This is a genomic window from Halobaculum halobium, from assembly GCF_030127145.1.
Lineage (GTDB): Archaea > Halobacteriota > Halobacteria > Halobacteriales > Haloferacaceae > Halobaculum > Halobaculum halobium.
In genome coordinates, this window is record NZ_CP126158.1 from 2,212,620 (window position 1) to 2,227,833 (window position 15,214).

At 69.0% G+C, this 15,214-nt stretch carries 14 protein-coding genes and 2 pseudogenes; 6 read left to right on the forward strand and 10 right to left on the reverse strand.

Translation table 11 applies throughout. The annotated features are described in order from the left end of the window. Positions 1-132 precede the first annotated feature (132 nt). From P0Y41_RS11495 to P0Y41_RS11525, 7 genes and pseudogenes are all read right to left on the reverse strand, one after another. Positions 133-740: pseudogene (locus P0Y41_RS11495) on the reverse strand (HAD family hydrolase). 268 nt (positions 741-1,008) lie between these two features. Beyond that, positions 1,009-1,311 carry a hypothetical protein gene (locus P0Y41_RS11500; protein ID WP_284061475.1) on the reverse strand — a complete coding sequence of 101 codons (303 nt, stop codon included), beginning with the start codon at positions 1,309-1,311 and terminating at the stop codon, positions 1,009-1,011. 88 nt (positions 1,312-1,399) lie between these two features. Continuing rightward, on the reverse strand, positions 1,400-2,584 hold the full coding sequence (locus P0Y41_RS11505) for a M24 family metallopeptidase (RefSeq protein ID WP_284061476.1): 1,185 nt from the start codon (positions 2,582-2,584) through the stop codon (positions 1,400-1,402). Positions 2,585-2,727: 143 nt separating this feature from the next. After that, a complete protein-coding gene (locus P0Y41_RS11510; protein ID WP_284061477.1) occupies positions 2,728-3,789 on the reverse strand; it encodes a metal ABC transporter permease in 1,062 nt (353 codons plus the stop codon). Continuing rightward, the gene (locus P0Y41_RS11515; RefSeq protein ID WP_390215274.1) at positions 3,786-4,622 is read right to left on the reverse strand and encodes a metal ABC transporter ATP-binding protein; all 837 of its coding nucleotides are present in this window, start codon (positions 4,620-4,622) and stop codon (positions 3,786-3,788) included. The genes P0Y41_RS11510 and P0Y41_RS11515 overlap by 4 nt, the downstream gene beginning before the upstream one ends. Beyond that, positions 4,604-5,692: a metal ABC transporter substrate-binding protein gene (locus P0Y41_RS11520; protein WP_284061478.1), complete on the reverse strand. Its 1,089-nt coding sequence runs from the start codon at positions 5,690-5,692 to the stop codon at positions 4,604-4,606. The genes P0Y41_RS11515 and P0Y41_RS11520 overlap by 19 nt, the downstream gene beginning before the upstream one ends. A gap of 70 nt (positions 5,693-5,762) precedes the next feature. After that, positions 5,763-6,749, reverse strand: coding sequence for an aldo/keto reductase (locus P0Y41_RS11525; RefSeq protein ID WP_284061479.1), 987 nt, complete (start codon positions 6,747-6,749; stop codon positions 5,763-5,765). 162 nt (positions 6,750-6,911) lie between these two features. On the opposite strand from P0Y41_RS11525, the gene P0Y41_RS11530 reads away from it, so the two are divergent. From P0Y41_RS11530 to ftsZ, 3 genes are all read left to right on the forward strand, one after another. Next, a complete protein-coding gene (locus P0Y41_RS11530; protein WP_284061480.1) occupies positions 6,912-7,598 on the forward strand; it encodes a double zinc ribbon domain-containing protein in 687 nt (228 codons plus the stop codon). Positions 7,599-7,813: 215 nt separating this feature from the next. Then, a complete protein-coding gene (gene cdrS, locus P0Y41_RS11535; protein WP_073306558.1) occupies positions 7,814-8,005 on the forward strand; it encodes a transcriptional regulator CdrS in 192 nt (63 codons plus the stop codon). Between the two features lie 2 nt (positions 8,006-8,007). Continuing rightward, positions 8,008-9,213, forward strand: coding sequence for a cell division protein FtsZ (ftsZ, locus tag P0Y41_RS11540; RefSeq protein ID WP_284061481.1), 1,206 nt, complete (start codon positions 8,008-8,010; stop codon positions 9,211-9,213). A gap of 219 nt (positions 9,214-9,432) precedes the next feature. Here the strand turns inward: ftsZ and ncsA are convergent, their stop codons facing one another. Continuing rightward, the gene (gene ncsA / locus P0Y41_RS11545; RefSeq protein ID WP_284061482.1) at positions 9,433-10,416 is read right to left on the reverse strand and encodes a tRNA 2-thiolation protein NcsA; all 984 of its coding nucleotides are present in this window, start codon (positions 10,414-10,416) and stop codon (positions 9,433-9,435) included. A gap of 146 nt (positions 10,417-10,562) precedes the next feature. On the opposite strand from ncsA, the gene P0Y41_RS11550 reads away from it, so the two are divergent. Beyond that, complete coding sequence (locus P0Y41_RS11550) at positions 10,563-11,024, forward strand: DUF4442 domain-containing protein (protein WP_284061483.1); 462 nt, start codon at positions 10,563-10,565, stop codon at positions 11,022-11,024. A gap of 50 nt (positions 11,025-11,074) precedes the next feature. Continuing rightward, positions 11,075-11,722, forward strand: coding sequence for a DUF7095 family protein (locus P0Y41_RS11555; protein WP_284061484.1), 648 nt, complete (start codon positions 11,075-11,077; stop codon positions 11,720-11,722). 36 nt (positions 11,723-11,758) lie between these two features. On the opposite strand, the gene P0Y41_RS11560 is transcribed toward P0Y41_RS11555, so the two are convergent. Further along, positions 11,759-12,616, reverse strand: coding sequence for a class I SAM-dependent methyltransferase (locus P0Y41_RS11560; RefSeq protein WP_284061485.1), 858 nt, complete (start codon positions 12,614-12,616; stop codon positions 11,759-11,761). Between the two features lie 103 nt (positions 12,617-12,719). On the opposite strand from P0Y41_RS11560, the pseudogene P0Y41_RS11565 reads away from it, so the two are divergent. Beyond that, positions 12,720-13,582, forward strand: a pseudogene (locus P0Y41_RS11565) (isocitrate lyase/PEP mutase family protein). Between the two features lie 76 nt (positions 13,583-13,658). Here P0Y41_RS11565 and P0Y41_RS11570 read toward each other — a convergent pair. Beyond that, positions 13,659-15,188, reverse strand: a complete 1,530-nt coding sequence (locus P0Y41_RS11570) for a carboxypeptidase M32 (protein ID WP_284061486.1) — start codon at positions 15,186-15,188, stop codon at positions 13,659-13,661. Between the last annotated feature and the right edge of the window lie 26 nt (positions 15,189-15,214).

Sequence of the window (15,214 nt, forward strand, 5' to 3'; positions counted from 1 at the left end):
GACGACGGAGCCGATCTCGGTTGCCTATCCTCCGACGGCGGCGGCGATTTCGCCAGCCCACCCTCCGAGGGCGGCGATCTCCTTGGCCTCCGCGTCGATCGTCTCCGGCGGCGTCGAATCGCCGAACGACGATCACGGACCGTGGACGGCCGACAGCCCGTCGACAGCGTCGAGGTAGCGCCCGCCGGCGTCGACGACGGCGCCGTCGACGGCGTCGTCGCAGCCGACGTGCGCGAGGCCTGCGACCTCGACACCGAGGGCGTCGGCGACGCGTTCGAACGCCCGTCGGTCCGGCTTGCGCCACCCGCAGGCGACGCTCGTCACAACGGCGTCGAAGTCGTCGCGGGCGAGGTCCGAGCGCACGAGCACTCGCCCGACCAACTCCGGCACCGCGCAGTTCACGAGCAGACCGACCGGTCCGTTCTCGCGTGCGCGAGCGACCGAATCGACCGCCCTCTCTCGGGTTCGAACCGACGGATCGAACGCGGCGACGACGGCCCGCCGGGCCGCGTTGTGTGGCGCGTCGACGCCGCGGGAGGCGAGCGTGCGGCTCACGTGCGCCGGAAGCGGAACCTCCGCGCCAGCGGGGCGTCGATGTGGGTCTCACGGTAGGCGGCGGTCCAGTCGTCGGGCACGTCGACGCCGCGAGCCCGCAGCTCGTCGCCCACGGCCGCGGCCGGGTCCGACGGGAGGTCGGCTTCGACGAGCGTGTCGAACAGTGCGAACGAGGTGGCGGACACGATCCGCTCTCGGCTCTGGTCGGTCAAGAACGCACCGACGAGGCCGCCGACCCGACGGATCCGATCGGCGGCCCGTGCGGGCGATCAGCGAATTTTGTATCGCGGTATGTGCTGTACGATTGGACCGTGTCTGCTGGTTGGGCGGTCTCCGGTGGCCTCCAGAAATATCGGAGTCGATCGCCGCTTGCGCGCGGTTCGCCCGCCCGGTCGACGCTCTCGACGCGATGACGCGCGGCGGAACGGGTCGAGGCGTCCCACCCGCGGCGCGTCACCCGGACCTCGGCGTCACCAGGTCCGAGACGGACACGTCGGGGCCGGCCGGTTCCGGTAGCGGGAGGTGCGACTCCAGTCTCCGGTACTCGTAGGCGAGGGCGGGCACCGCCATCAGGCCGACCGTCCCGGCGACAGCGACGTACTCCCCGTACCGGGCGTGCACGGCGGCGATGGCGAGCCACGCCGCGCTCCATGCGAGCACTGTGCTGGCGATCACGACCTCGACCACCACGGTCACGGCGCTCGGGAGTCGGTCCCCGAGGGTCGACCGTGCGTCGGCAGTCGATGTCAGTGTCACGTCCGGCCGGCGCTGTGTGTCGGCTGACGGAAAAGCGTGGGGCGCGCTTTCGACGCTGAAAGCGTCTCGGAAACGGGGCTCTGCGAATCTACCGGATAATGTTCGACTCCAGGTCCCGCGGGAAGTAGGTCAGCCACTCGGTGCCGTTCTCGGTGACGGCGATGGTGTCGGAGTGACGATAGCCGTACTCGTCGGTGTAGATCCCTGGTTCGATGGTGTAAATCTGCCCGGGTGCCATCGTTTCGTCGCCCTCGTCGACGTGGTCGTAGTCGTCCCAGCCGCGGTCGATGTACGGCGGCTCGTGGCCCCCGAGGCCGATGTTGTGGCCGACGTGGTGCTGGGCGGTGTCTTCGATCCCCTGCTCGAGGAAGTAGTCGTGGACCGCCTCGTCGACGCCGGCGATAGACTGGCCGGGCCCGAGCGCGCCGATAGCGATGTCCTGCGCCTCCACCATCAGCTCGAAGTAGTGGACCTGCTCGTCGCTCGGTTCGCCGACGAACATCGTCCGTTCCAGCTCGGAGTGATACCCATCGATGTTCGCCGACGCGCCCGTTATCAGCACGTCGCCCTCGGAGAGGCGCTCGTTGGGGGTGTGCCCGTGAGGAAGGGCGGTCTCGCTCCCGGAGATGTAGCCGGCGTGGACGGGCCCCGACCCCCGGGTCCGCACGGCGTAGCGATCCCCGAGCGTGTCGAGCATCGCGCGCGAGGCGTCGGTCGTCGCGTTCTGGCTCACCGTCACCGGATGAGCGCCGACCTCGGTGTAGTCCGCGAGGTAGCGGTGCGCCAGGTTCGCCCACTTCGCCGATTCGCGCACGAGGTCGACCTCGGCGTCGGTCTTCTCCCACCGCATCCGATCGACCCACGACTGGCTCTCCACCTCGACGAACTCCGAGAGCGCGGGCCCCTCGTAGCCCATCACCCCGGGCGCACCGTCGGCGTCGCTGACGACCGACTCTGCGCCCATCCCTTCCAGCATCTCGGCGGCCGTTTCGATGGGGTTGCCCTGCGGGTAGTCGAAGTAGTGATGGACCGCGTCGATCCGGGGGTTCGGCTCCACGCGCTCGACCTCCAGCCGTGGGACGGTGACCTCCAGCCCGTCTTGGGTCACCGCGAGGACGACCGGCCGTTCGGTCTGGATGTGGTGAAACCCGGAGAGGTACTCGATGCTCGTCGCGTTGAAGAACGTCGCCGCGTCCGCGTCGGTGTCCGCGAGCCGCCCGCGTACCTCCGCGAGCCGCGCGTCGAACTCCGATTCGGGGAGCTTCGTCGCCATAGCAGCCGGATTCGACGCGTACGGCATAAGCGTCCGGAAACCGGTTCCGGGTGCTACTGTGCCCAAGAATTCAAGTATATATTCTATGCTGCGATACGAAATCGAGTTTGACCGCGATGGCCGAGCGTCGACGGACCGCCCCGTCAGTCGGAACTCACCGCGCTCCCGTCACCTTCGGCCTCGATGCTCCCCAACTCGGGCGCGTTGTCTTCTCCGCGGGCCTCGCGGACCTTGCCGGCGACGACCGCCAGCGCGTAGATCGCGACGGCGACGAGGACGATGACGCCGCCGGCTGTCGCCTCGCCGTAGTACGCCGCGCCGATGCCGAGCAGCACCGCGAGTTCGGCGAGCACGACCGACACGAGCAGCGATTCGCTGAAGCTGCGCGACACCTGCGAGGCGCCCGCCACCGGGACGACCAGCATCGCGGCGACGAGGATCACGCCCATAATCTGCATCGCGCCGACGACGACGAGAGCGGTGAGCATCACCACCACGCGGTTGTACCAGGTGACGGGGATGCCCGACACCTCGGCGGCCGTCTCGTCGAAGGTGACGTACAGCAGTTGGTTCCGCGTGAGCGCGACGGTGCCGACGATGATCGCGAACAGCACCAGCAGGATGGCGGCGTTCTCCGCGGAGACTGTCGAGAGGTTGCCGAACAAGTACTGGTTGATCCCGACGGCGAGCCCGCCTGCGTTGAGGCTGATCAGCACCGTCCCGAGCGCGAAGCCGGTCGAGAGGACGATCGCCATCGACACGTCGTTGTAGGCGTCGGTCACCTCCGAGATGACCTCGATGAGCAGCGCGGCGATCACCGCGACGACGACAGCCGTGAGGTACGGGGAGACGCCGAGGCTGAGCACGCCGTTGAGGAACAGCCCGACGGCGACGCCTGCGAAGGCGGTGTGCGCGAGCGCGTCGCCGATCAGTGCGAGTTGCCGGTGGACGAGGAACGTCCCGATGAGCGGCGCCATCACGCCGATGCACAGCCCGACGAGGATCGCGCGATGCATGAAGCCGTACTGGAGCAGTTCCAGCCCGGTGACATCGCCCAGCACAGTCATCAGGAGCGACCAGAGTTCGAGCAGGACGTAGATCGGCGCGAGCACCGGATCGAGCGCGCTACCGCCCGATTGCAACGGAGCAATCGAGCGACCCGCGAGTGCGACCGCGCCGGCACCAGTCGCGAGCGGTAGCGTCATTCGCCGCCTCCGCGGAAGCTGACTGCGGTGCCGAACGCCCGAGCGAGCGCGTCGCTGTGGACGAACTCGTCGGTCGGGCCGTCGAAGTACACCTCCCGGTTCAAGCAGACGACCCGCGCCGCGTGGTCGGTGACCGCGCCGAGGTCGTGTTCGATGAGCAGCACGGTGATGCCGTCGTCGTTGAGCGACTCGAGCAGCGCGTAGAACGCCTCAACCGACTCTGCGTCGACGCCCACGGTCGGCTCGTCGAGCACGAGGAGGTCGGCCTCGCCCGCCAGCGCCCGGGCGATGAAGGCGCGCTGGCGCTGGCCGCCCGAGAGCTTCGTGATCCGTCGGTCGGCGAAGTCTGCCATCCCGACGGTCGCGAGCGCGTCGTCGACGATTCGCCAGTCGTCGGCCGACAGGAAGCCGAAGCCGACGTGCGGGAACCGCCCCATCTTCACCACCTCGCGGACGGTGATCGGCATCTCCTTGGCCGCGCTCGCGTGCTGGGAGACGTACCCGACGCGCTGCCCGTCGTCGAACTGGTGGGCCGGCTCGCCGAACAGCCGAGCGTCGCCTTCGTCGGGTCGCAGCAGTCCGAGCATGAGCTTCATGAGCGTCGACTTGCCCGAGCCGTTTGGGCCGACGACGGCCACGTACTCGCCTGAGTTGATGGTGAGCGAGGCGTCTTCGACCACCGACGCCGACGTGTAGCCGAAGCTGACGGTCGAGAGATCGATGACGGGCCTGCGAGCGGCGTCGCCGCCGGTGCCGTTGTCGGCGGCTGTCACCGGTTCCGAAGTCCCCGAGTCCGCGACCGAGTCGACTCGAGTCACTCGAAGTTCCTCCACTCGGCGTCCCAGCCGTCGTAGCCGGCCTCTTCCGGTGGCGTGTTGCCGAGGACGACGTCGAAGGTGGGCATGTTGATGTTGTACGCGATCTCCTCGTAGCCCCAGTCGTTCTCGACCCAATCCTCGCGGACGCCAGCGTACGGGGTCACCGGGTAGTACGCCTCCACGTCGGTCTCGGCGATCAGTTGCTTCGCGGGCCGCCGGGTCTCGAAGACGCCAGCGCCGATGTAGCGGATGTCGTTCTCGTCGATGACGCGCTTGGCGTCGGTGATGTCGGACGGCTTCACGTCGCCGCTGGCCGCGAGGTTGACGACGAGCGGGCGCATCTGCACGCCGTAGCGGTCGGCGATGTACTGGAACGCGTTGTGCGCGGCCAACTGGACCACGTCGCGTTCGGCGGCCTCGAAGATCGTCTGGTAGTCCGCGTCGATCCGGTCCAAGACGGCCGATTTGTACGTCTCCGCGTTGTCGCGGAGAGCGTCCTCGTGATCGGGCGCGAGGGCGACGAGGCCCTCGGCGATGTTGTCGACGGCGATCTTCGCGCGTCGCGGGTCGAGCCAGAAGTGAGGGTCCCTCCCGCGGCCCTCGCCGACGCCCTCCTCGTCGCGGTCGAGGCTCTCCGCGAGGGGGACGAGTTCGACGCCCTCCCGCACGTTGATCAACTGGGTGTCGACGTCGTCGTCTTTCAGCGTCTGAATTGCTCGATCGGCCCACGGCTGGAAGTCCTCGCCGACGTGGATGAACGCGTCCGCGTCGACGATCTGTCTGGTGATGGTCGCGTTCGGCTCCCACCCGTGACCGTGCAGGCCGGTCGGAACGAGATTCCGGACGGTAACTGGCGTACCGGCGGCGATCTTTCTGCCAAAATCGTAGAAGCTGAAGAACGACGCCACCGCGACCGGCCCGTTCGCCCCGCCGTCGGTTCCCGATCCTGTGCGTCCGTCGCGTCCGCTACCGGCCGCGCCGCCGAGACAGCCAGCCGATCCGGCCGCGAGGAGGCCCGCTCCGCCCGCGAGAACCCGCCGTCTGGTCGCACCCGGCGAACCCGCCGGGTCACGTGTGTCGGTCATACTCACTCGGAGATGGTGCTCCGAACGGTATAGTTGTTCCGAACGAATCTAAAGATTAGACTAGTCTAATTCACCACCGCTGGTGCACGTGTTCGGCGACCTGGTCCTCGTACACGTCGCGGACACGCCCGTGGAGTCGGTGATCGAGCGGGTCGAAGTCGGCGGCGGCGACGTTGCTCTCGACGTGCTCGGGCGTCGTCGACCCCGGGATGACCGTGGAGACGGCGTCGAAATCGAGGATCCACCGGAGCGTAAACTGCGCGAGCGACATCTCCTCGGGCACGTGCGGCTCCAGCGCCTCGACGGCGTCGACGCCGACGTCAAGCGGGACGCCGGCGAACGTCTCGCCCACGTCGAACGCGTCGCCGTCGCGGTTGAAGTTGCGGTGGTCGTTCTCGGGGAACTCGGCGTCGCGGCCGATCGTGCCCGTGAGCAGCCCTGACGCCAGGGGAACGCGCACGATCACGCCGACGTCCCTGCGGTTCGCCTCCTCGAACAGGAGCTCCGCGGGGCGCTGCCGGAACGGATTGAAGACCACTTGGACGGTCTCGACGCCGGGGTACTCGAGCGCCTTCAGCCCCTCCTCGACGCGCTCGACGCTGACGCCGTAGTTCGCGATTTTCTCGCGTGCCCGCAGGTCCGCGAGCGCGTCGAACACGTCGGGCTCGTAATACACGTCGGTCGGCGGGCAGTGCAGTTGGAGCAGATCGAGGGTGGCCGCCCCGAGGTTCTCCCGAGAACGATCGACGAACCGCTCGAGGTTCTCTGCCGTGTAGCCGTCTGCCGTGTGCGGGTCGAGGCGGCGGCCGGCTTTCGTCGCGACCGTGACTTCGTCGCGGTTGTTGCGCTCGTCGATGACGTGCCGGATATGGCGTTCGCTGCGACCGTCGCCGTACACGTCGGCCGTGTCGAGGAAGTCGACGCCGGCGTCGAGCGCCGTCCGAACGGTCTCGCGTCCCGCCTCGGCGGACACGTCGCCCCAGTCGCCGCCGATGTTCCACGTGCCGAGACCGACCTCGGTCACCGATCCCACGCCGCCGAGTTCGCGGTGGTGCATACGCACGTCATCGGCGGCGACGTGTAAGACGGCTTGGGCCGCGACACCGCCGACCGCGCCCCGGAGTCCGACTCCGCCGGTCACACGTCCGTCAGACGTGCGGCGGTACTCGCCGCGATCCGTGGGGTAGATTGATATGGGTCCTGTCGAAATGGCCCGGGTATGAGTAAGATAACCTTCCGCGCGGACGCGGACCTCGTCGACCGCCTCGAGGAGCTCGAGGGGTCGAAGAGCGAGGTCATGCGGGAGGCGCTCCGCGAGTACCTCGACGCCACCGAGGCGCGGAGCGACGACGCCGTCGACGCCGACGGTGGCGGCCGGACGGCGTCCGGAACCGACGCGAGGAGTTCGCTCGACGACGCGCTCGCGGCCCGCGTCGACGAGCTGGTGACGGCCCGGCTCGACGCGGAGTTCGGCGAGCGCAGCCGTGGACCCGGTGGGTCCGCGGATCGATCCCATGTGTTCGGGGCCCTGAACGCCGCTGAGGACCGCGTCCCGTCGGTGAACCTCACGGTGACCGTCGACGGCGGGGGGGCGACGGTCGAGGGGCCCACGGGTGCAGAGCAGCCGAGGGTACCGGAGGCGGACCGGGCGATGACAGCGAACGAGCGATCGGGTTCGGAGGCGAGCCCCGCGAGCGAGACGGGTGCGGCGTCGGACACCGAGTCGCGGAGCTGCGCGCAGTGCGGCGGGGACGTGTCCGACGATCACGTGTTCTGTCCGAACTGCGGAGAGAAGGCGACCCGGCGGCTGTTCTGTGAGTGCGGCGACGAGGTCCGCTCCGACTGGGGCTTTTGCCCCGGCTGCGGCCGTCGGACGCCGGCCGCAGACGTGCTCGACGCGCCGTAAGACACCGCGTCGATTCCGTGATTCGCGTCGACCGGCGTAAGACAATTCGACCGCGCCGGTCATACAACCGCCGGTATATTTATATACAAACGGTATATTGGTAGTGGTGCGTAAGACGGCTTGTCTTACAGGCGAGGTCGGAGCGGGGAAACTCCGGCAGCCGACCTGTGAGGGCACGTACGTGCGTGTCGTCGTCTTACCGGGGGAATGATACAATGGAGCGTGTGACACTACGAATCCCGAAACAGCAGATCGAGGAGGTCGAACAGATGGTCGAGACGGGGGAGTTCCCGAATCGCAGCGAGGCGATTCGGTCCGCCGTCCGCGACATGCTCAACGAGCAGGCCGACACGTCCGGCGAGCGCACGCGCGGCGAGCGCAGTAAGCGCAGCTGGGCCAAGGTGTAACGATGCAGGACATCGTTCAGGACGCGCTCGCGAACGCGGAGGCCGAGCAGCGCGACATGTCTGAGGTCGCCGACGACGACGACGAGTTCGGGGAGCCCCGGATCGTCATCGTCGGCGCGGGCGGCGCGGGGAACAACACCATCAATCGGCTGTACAACATCGGCGTCGACGGCGCGGAGACCGTCGCGATCAACACCGACAAGCAGCACCTCAAGATGATCGAGGCCGACACGAAGATCCTCGTCGGCAAGTCCCTGACGCAGGGGCTGGGCGCGGGGGGCGACCCCTCGATGGGCGAGCGCGCCACCGAGATGGCGCAGGGCACGATCAAGGAGGTGCTCGGCGACGCGGACCTCGTGTTCGTCACCGCCGGCATGGGCGGCGGGACGGGCACCGGCGCGGCGCCGGTCGTCTCGAAGATCGCCAAAGAGCAGGGCGCCATCGTCGTCGGGATGGTGTCGACGCCGTTCAACGTCGAGCGCGCCCGCACGGTGAAAGCCGAGGAGGGCCTGGAGAACCTCCGCAACGAGGCCGACTCGATCATCGTCCTCGACAACAACCGGCTCCTCGATTACGTCCCGAACCTGCCGATCGGGAAGGCGTTCTCGGTGATGGACCAGATCATCGCCGAGACGGTCAAGGGCATCTCCGAGACCATCACCCAGCCGTCCCTGATCAACCTGGACTACGCGGACATGTCCACGATCATGAACCAGGGCGGCGTCGCGGTGATGCTCGTCGGGGAGACCCAGGACAAGAACAAGACCCAAGAGGTCGTCAACGACGCGATGAACCACCCGCTGCTGGACGTCGACTACCGCGGCGCGTCCGGCGGGCTGGTCCACATCACCGGCGGCCCGGACCTCACGCTGAAGGAGGCCGAGGGCATCGCCGACAACATCACCGAGCGCCTCGAGGCGAGCGCGAACGTGATCTGGGGCGCCCGCATCCAGGAGGAGTACAAGGGCAAGGTCCGCGTCATGGCCATCATGACCGGCGTCCAGAGCGCGCAGGTGCTGGGCCCGAGCACCCAAAAGCAGGCCGACAAGTCGCGCGCGTCCATCGAGGGCGGGCCGGCCGACGACGTCGACTTCGACGCGAAGTCGAACGCCAAGAGCGCCCAGAACGGGCAGGAAGCGGCCTGGCAGTCCGACGGCGGTCGCAAACAGCAGAGCGAGCGGAACAACGGCCTCGACGTCATCCGCTGACCGCGACACCGGTCAGCGCGTCGGCGTCATCTCATCTGGAACCGATCGCGGCGACAGCGGGACGATCCCAACGGGACGGCAACGGAACCCGGATCGGCGGTGTTCCGGCCGACGCGACGTGCGCTTCGTTTCCGTTTTTTCACGTCTCACCAGCGACGACGGTGACCGACTCGTTTACCGACGCAGGCCGTGCGCTCGACGGGTTCGGCCGGACGCCCGTTATGACGCCTCGATCGCGTCGACCAGTTCGCACTTGCGACAGACGTCGCGGGCGGTCTTGGACCCGCAGTTCTCGCACGGTGACAGCCCCGGAGCGGCTTCGTCTGCGTCGTCACCCTCGTCGCGGTACTCTCCGGCGAGCACGCCCGACAGTTCTTGGTAGCCCGCCATGATCGAGTGACGCACGCCAGGGTGTCGCTCCTCCATGTCGAGCAGGAGCTGCTGGATTTCGCCGCGGTACGCCTCGCTGGCGTGCGGACATTCGGCCATGTGCGACGGGAGGTCCCGGAGGTGACAGTACAGGGCGACCTCCTTCTCGGGCACGTCGCGCAGGGGCTTCGCGCGCGGGACGAAGTGGTCGCTCTCGCGGCGCTCGGGGAAGGGACCGATGGAGGCGTCGAAGTGCTTGGCCATCTGTGCCACGTCGCCCTCGAAGAAGTTCATCAGCGCCGTCTGCGCCTCGTCGTCGAGGTTGTGCCCCGTGAGGAGCTTGTCGGCGTCCAGCTCCTCAGCGTGCGTCTCCAGCAGGTCCCGCCGGAACACGCCGCAGTACGCGCAGGCGGCCATGTTCTCGGGGTCGTCCTCGACCACGTCGTCCATGCGGACGCCCAACTCCTCCTCGTAGCTGACGACCTCGTGGCGCATGTCGAGGTCCGCGGCGAGCGCTTCACACGCCTCAAGCGATTCGTCGCGGTACCCCTCGATCCCCTCGTGGATGGAGAGGGCGACCAGTTCGATGCGCGGGTCGTCGGCGAACGTCTCGTCGAGGATCGTCGCCAGAACGACGCTGTCTTTCCCGCCGGACAGGCCGATCACCCAGCGTTCGGGGTCGTCTGGCGTCGCGCCGTCCGGAAGCAGGTCGTCCTCGCGGACGCGCCGCCGGACGCGACGCTCGACCGACTCCCGGAAGTGCGACTCACAGAGATGTGCCCCGGAGTAGGCGGCGTGCATCACCGCGTCGGCGCCGCACCTGTCGCAGTTCATTAGCGGCGAGTTGCGGCGGCGCGGGCATACCCGTTTCGCACGGCGGCGGGTGCACTCACGCGGTTCGGCGTCGCGAGCGCGCCTCGTCCCGTTCCGCGCGGTCGTCGACGGACAGCCTCAACACCGGCCCCCACAGACGGCGGTGTATGACGCGACTCGACCGGCTCCGGGCGTGGCTGTTCCGCCTGGGATTCTCCTACTACCCGTCGTACTGGATGACCGGGGCGACGGTCACGTCGCTCGCGCCGGACTTCTCGTCGGCCGAGATCGAACTCCCGCTCACGTGGCGCACTCGAAACGGCATGGGAACCCTCTTCGGCGGCAGCATGTACGGCGCGGTCGACCCGGTGTACGTGGTCCTGCTGCAGCGCCGCCTCGGCGACGGCTTCACCGTCTGGGACAAGGCCGCCGAGATCCGGTTCCGGAAGCCCGGGCGGTCGACCCTGACGGCGACAGTCGGGGTGCCCGACGAGGAGGTGCGCGACATCCGTGAGTCGCTCGCGCCCGGCGAGTCGTGCGACCGCGTGTACGAGGTGGAACTCGTCGACAGCGAGGGGACGGTCCACGCCGAAATCGAGAAGACCGTCTACGTCCGGCGCGACGGGTGACGCCGCCGCGGACGCGTAAGACGCTTTGTCGCGGGCGACCCACTCGGGGTATGGAGCGAGAGGCGGCCCTCGACCGCGTGGAGGCGATCATCGACGCCGTCGACGAGGGGCCGATGCCGGTTCCGGTCCGCGAGGTGTGGGTGTACGGCGACGTGGCGCTCGGCTTGGACCCGATCGACCGACTGGACGTGTACGTCACAAAGGACTTACTGATGCGCAGTGGGGACGCCGACGCGGCCGCGGAGTTCGAGCGGTCCCACGGCCTCAAGGGCGTCGGAAAGTCGATTTCAGCGGAGTGGGCTCGTGCGCACCCCGAACACCTCCGTGGGAACGACAACGGGTACGCGGCCCCCGAGAAGTGCCTCGCGGCACAGCTGCTTCCCGAGGACGAACCGATTCACCTGGAGGTGTGTAACGCGCCGTTCGACCAGAACGTGAAACAGCGGTTGCGGGGGGCGCTCGACCGCGGGGCGTACGAGCAGGTGCTCGACCCGCGCGGGGTCCAACTGTACGGCGAGGGGCAGCGGGCGACCGAGACGATGGCGAAGCTCCGGAACGGGGAGCTTCCATTCCCGACGCTGTCGGGGGCGCTTGAAATGCTCGGCGTCGACGAGGCGACGGCCGGGGAGGTCGTGGACGCCGTGGAGTCGTACCGCGATCGCCAGGAGGGATCGACCGTCCGCGGCGACGTGGTCTAATCGAGAGGGGGAATCGCCGCCGCGGGCCGCGCGTCCTCACACTCGTCCGACGGTCACGTCGAACGGAACCCGCTCGACGCGCTCGTACTCGCGGTCGCGCGCCTGCCGCGCCGCCTCCCGGCCCATCTCGCGCCACCGATTCCGGAGGTCGTCGTAGCCGCCGCCGTCGCCGCCGTCGAGCGCGCGGCGCAGTTCCGGCTCGTGGTCGGCGAGGCCGGCGCCGCTGGCCTTCCTGGTGATCCCCGTGAGGTCCGCCTGTGAGTACGGCGGGTCGACGCGCTTCTCGTGGCGGTAGCGCCGCGCGCGGACGTCGGACAGCCCCGCGTCGGCGAACAGGTCGCGCACGCGGTCACCCATCGCCACGTCTGTCTCGACGCCGGCGATGTACGCCTCGCGGACCCGGGCTTCGAGGCCGGCCTCGGCGTCGACGGTCGAGGAGACGTCCACGTCGGCGTTGTCGGGTTCGACGGCCGCGACGAGCCCCGAGGAGACGCGGGCGAACTCCCGCACCGCCGCCGCGGGATCGGGGAGGTTGATCAGGAGGGCCTGGCAGACCACGAGGTCGAACGCGTCGTCCGGGAACGGGAGCCGGGTCGCGTCGCCGGCGGCGTAGTCGATTCGGGAAGGGGTGTCGCGGTCGGCGTCGGTCGCTCCGTCTCGGTCGGCGTCAGTCGACGCTCGGCGGGCGCTGGCGAGGAGGTCGCGGTCGGCGTCGACGCCGACGACCGCGGCCTGCGGCGCCTCCTCGGCGAGCACGCGGGTGAGCTCACCCGTCCCGCAGCCCGCGTCGAGGACCCGCTGTCGGCCGGCGAGGTCGAGGGGCGCGAGCGCCTCGCGCGACTCCCACATCCCGCGACGCGTGCGTTCGAGGTAGTCGGCTGAGAATCGGCGCATGCCAGTGGCTGGTGCGTGTGTGGTGAGGGGAGGCCGAGTAGTTGGCGGATCGGCGATGGGCCGCGCAGCGGCATTCATGCGTGATGCGCACGTACTACCGCGAATGGACCACGAGACACAGCGAGACCGAGCCGAGCGGTTTCGCGCGCTCCACACCGACACCGACGCCGGCCCGCTCGTCCTCCCGAACGCGTGGGACGCCGGCAGCGCCATCGTCTTCGCGGACGCCGGATTCGACGCCGTCGGAACCACGAGCGCGGGGATCGCCGCCTCGCTCGGCGTCCCGGACGGGGAGCGCCTCCCGCGCGCCGAGATGCTCGACGCCGTCGAGCGCGTCGCGAGCGCGGTCGCGGCGCCGGTGAGCGCCGACATCGAGGCCGGCTACGGCGACACGCCCGCCGCGGTGGCCGACACGGTCGCGGCGACCGTCGAGGCCGGGGCCGTCGGCGTCAACCTCGAGGACGGAACCGGCGACCCCGACGACCCGCTGGCGCCGGCCGAAGATCACGCCGCCGTGATCCGGGCCGCGCGGGGGCAGCCGACGACGCCGGCGTACCGATCGTCGTCAACGGTCGCACCGACGTGTTCTGGCTCGGCGTCGGCGACGAGGCCGACCGGCTCGACCGCGCCGTCGAGCGCGCGAACGCCTACGCCGAGGCGGGGAGCGACTGCCTGTTCGTGCCCGGCGTCTCCGACGTCCAGACGATCCGCGCGCTCGTCGACCGCCTCGACGCGCCGCTGAACGTCCTGGGGGGACCGGGGGCGGCGTCGATCGACGCGCTGGCGGAGGCGGGGGTGGCTCGGGTGTCGATCGGGTCGGGACCGATGCGCGCGGCGCTCGGACTGGTTCGCGAGATCGCGACGGAGCTCCGCGAAGAGGGCACCTACGAGTCGATGGCCGGCGGGATCCCGTACGACGAGTTGAAATCGATGCTGGAGGCCGAGTCCACCGAGCGCGAGGCGTGAGTGATCGCGCGATCGAACCCGGGACGGGGCCCGGCCGGTACCACGTCGAGGCGGGTCGACCGCCGTCGACCCTCAGTCAGACTGACTCCTCGAGGTCGTACAGGTCGCCGTACTTCGTCGTGACGTAGTCGACGAAGTAGTCGGCGGTGAAGTCCTCGCCCGTGGCCTCGCGCACCAGGTCGTTCGTCTCGTAGCGGGAGCCGTGCTCGTGGACGTTCTCGCGGAGCCACGTCTGCAGCGCCTCGAAGTCGCCGTCGCGGACCGTCCCGTAGATGTTCCCGATGTCGTCCTCGGCGGCGTTGAACAGCTGGCTGGCCATCACCGACCCCAGCGAGTACGTCGGGAAGTAGCCGAAGTTGCCGTGGCTCCAGTGGATGTCCTGCAGGCAGCCGTTCGCGTCCGTCTCGGGGCGGATGCCGAGGTACTCCTCGTACTTGTCGTTCCAGACCTCCGGCACGTCCTCGACGTCCAGCTCTCCGGAGATGAGCGCCCGCTCGATCTCGAAGCGGATGACGATGTGGAGGTGGTAGGTAAGCTCGTCAGCCTCGACGCGGATGAGGTTGTCCTCGTATACCTGGTTCGCCGACTCGTACGCCTCTCGGGCGGTCGCGTCGGTGTCGAACCGTTCCGCGAACTTCGGCGTCACCAGCTCCCAGAACGCCGGCGAGCGGCCGACGTGGTTCTCCCACAGCCGCGACTGGCTCTCGTGGACCGACAGGTCGCGGGACTCCCCCAGCGGCGTGCCGAACTGCTCCTCGGGCAGCCCGAGGTTGTAGAACGCGTGGCCGAACTCGTGGACCGTCGCCATCAGGCCGCCCAGCGGGTCCGACTCGTCGTACCGCGTGGTGACGCGGCAGTCGTACACGTTGCCGGAGGTGAACGGGTGGGTCGAGGGATCGAGTCGCCCGCGGTCCCAGTCGTACCCGAGCGTCGAGAGCACGTCCCGCGAGAGGTCCTCTTGAGCGTCTTCGGGAAACGCCCCGTCGAATGCGTCGGTGGTCACGTCCGCGTCGCTCGTGCGGATCTCGTCGATCATCGGGACGAGCGTCTGCTTCAAGGTCTCGAGGATCTCCTCGGCCCGCTCCAGCGACAGGCAGGGCTCGTAGTCCTCGAACAGCACCTCGTAGGCGTCGCGGTCGGGGTCGATGTGCTCGGCGTACTCGCGCTTCAGCTCGACCAGCGTCTCCAGATACGGCGCGAACTGATCGAAGTCGTCCTCGGCTCGGGCCTGCTCCCACGCGCCCAGCGCTTCGGTCGAGGTCTCGGAGATCTCCTCGACGAGCTCGGTCGGCACCGCGTCGGCGCGCTCGAACTCGCGGCGCATCTCGCGCAGTTGCGCGGTCTGGCCCTCGTCGAGATCCAGCGATTCGACCTCGTCGAGCAGCTCGGCCGTGCGGTCGTCGGTGAGCAGCTCGTGGCTCAGCGACGAGAGCACCGACAGCTGCTTCGAGCGGGCGGGCGTGCCGCCCTCGGGCATCATCACCTGCTGGTCCCAGCCGAGGACGCCCGCGGCGCCCTGCACGCCGTTGATCCGTTCGAATCGCTCCACTAGTTCGGCGTACGCGTCGGCCGTCTCGGCCGGTTCTCCGCTCGCGTCAGTAGCCATCGCGCAAACCTTGCCGCCGGGCGCTT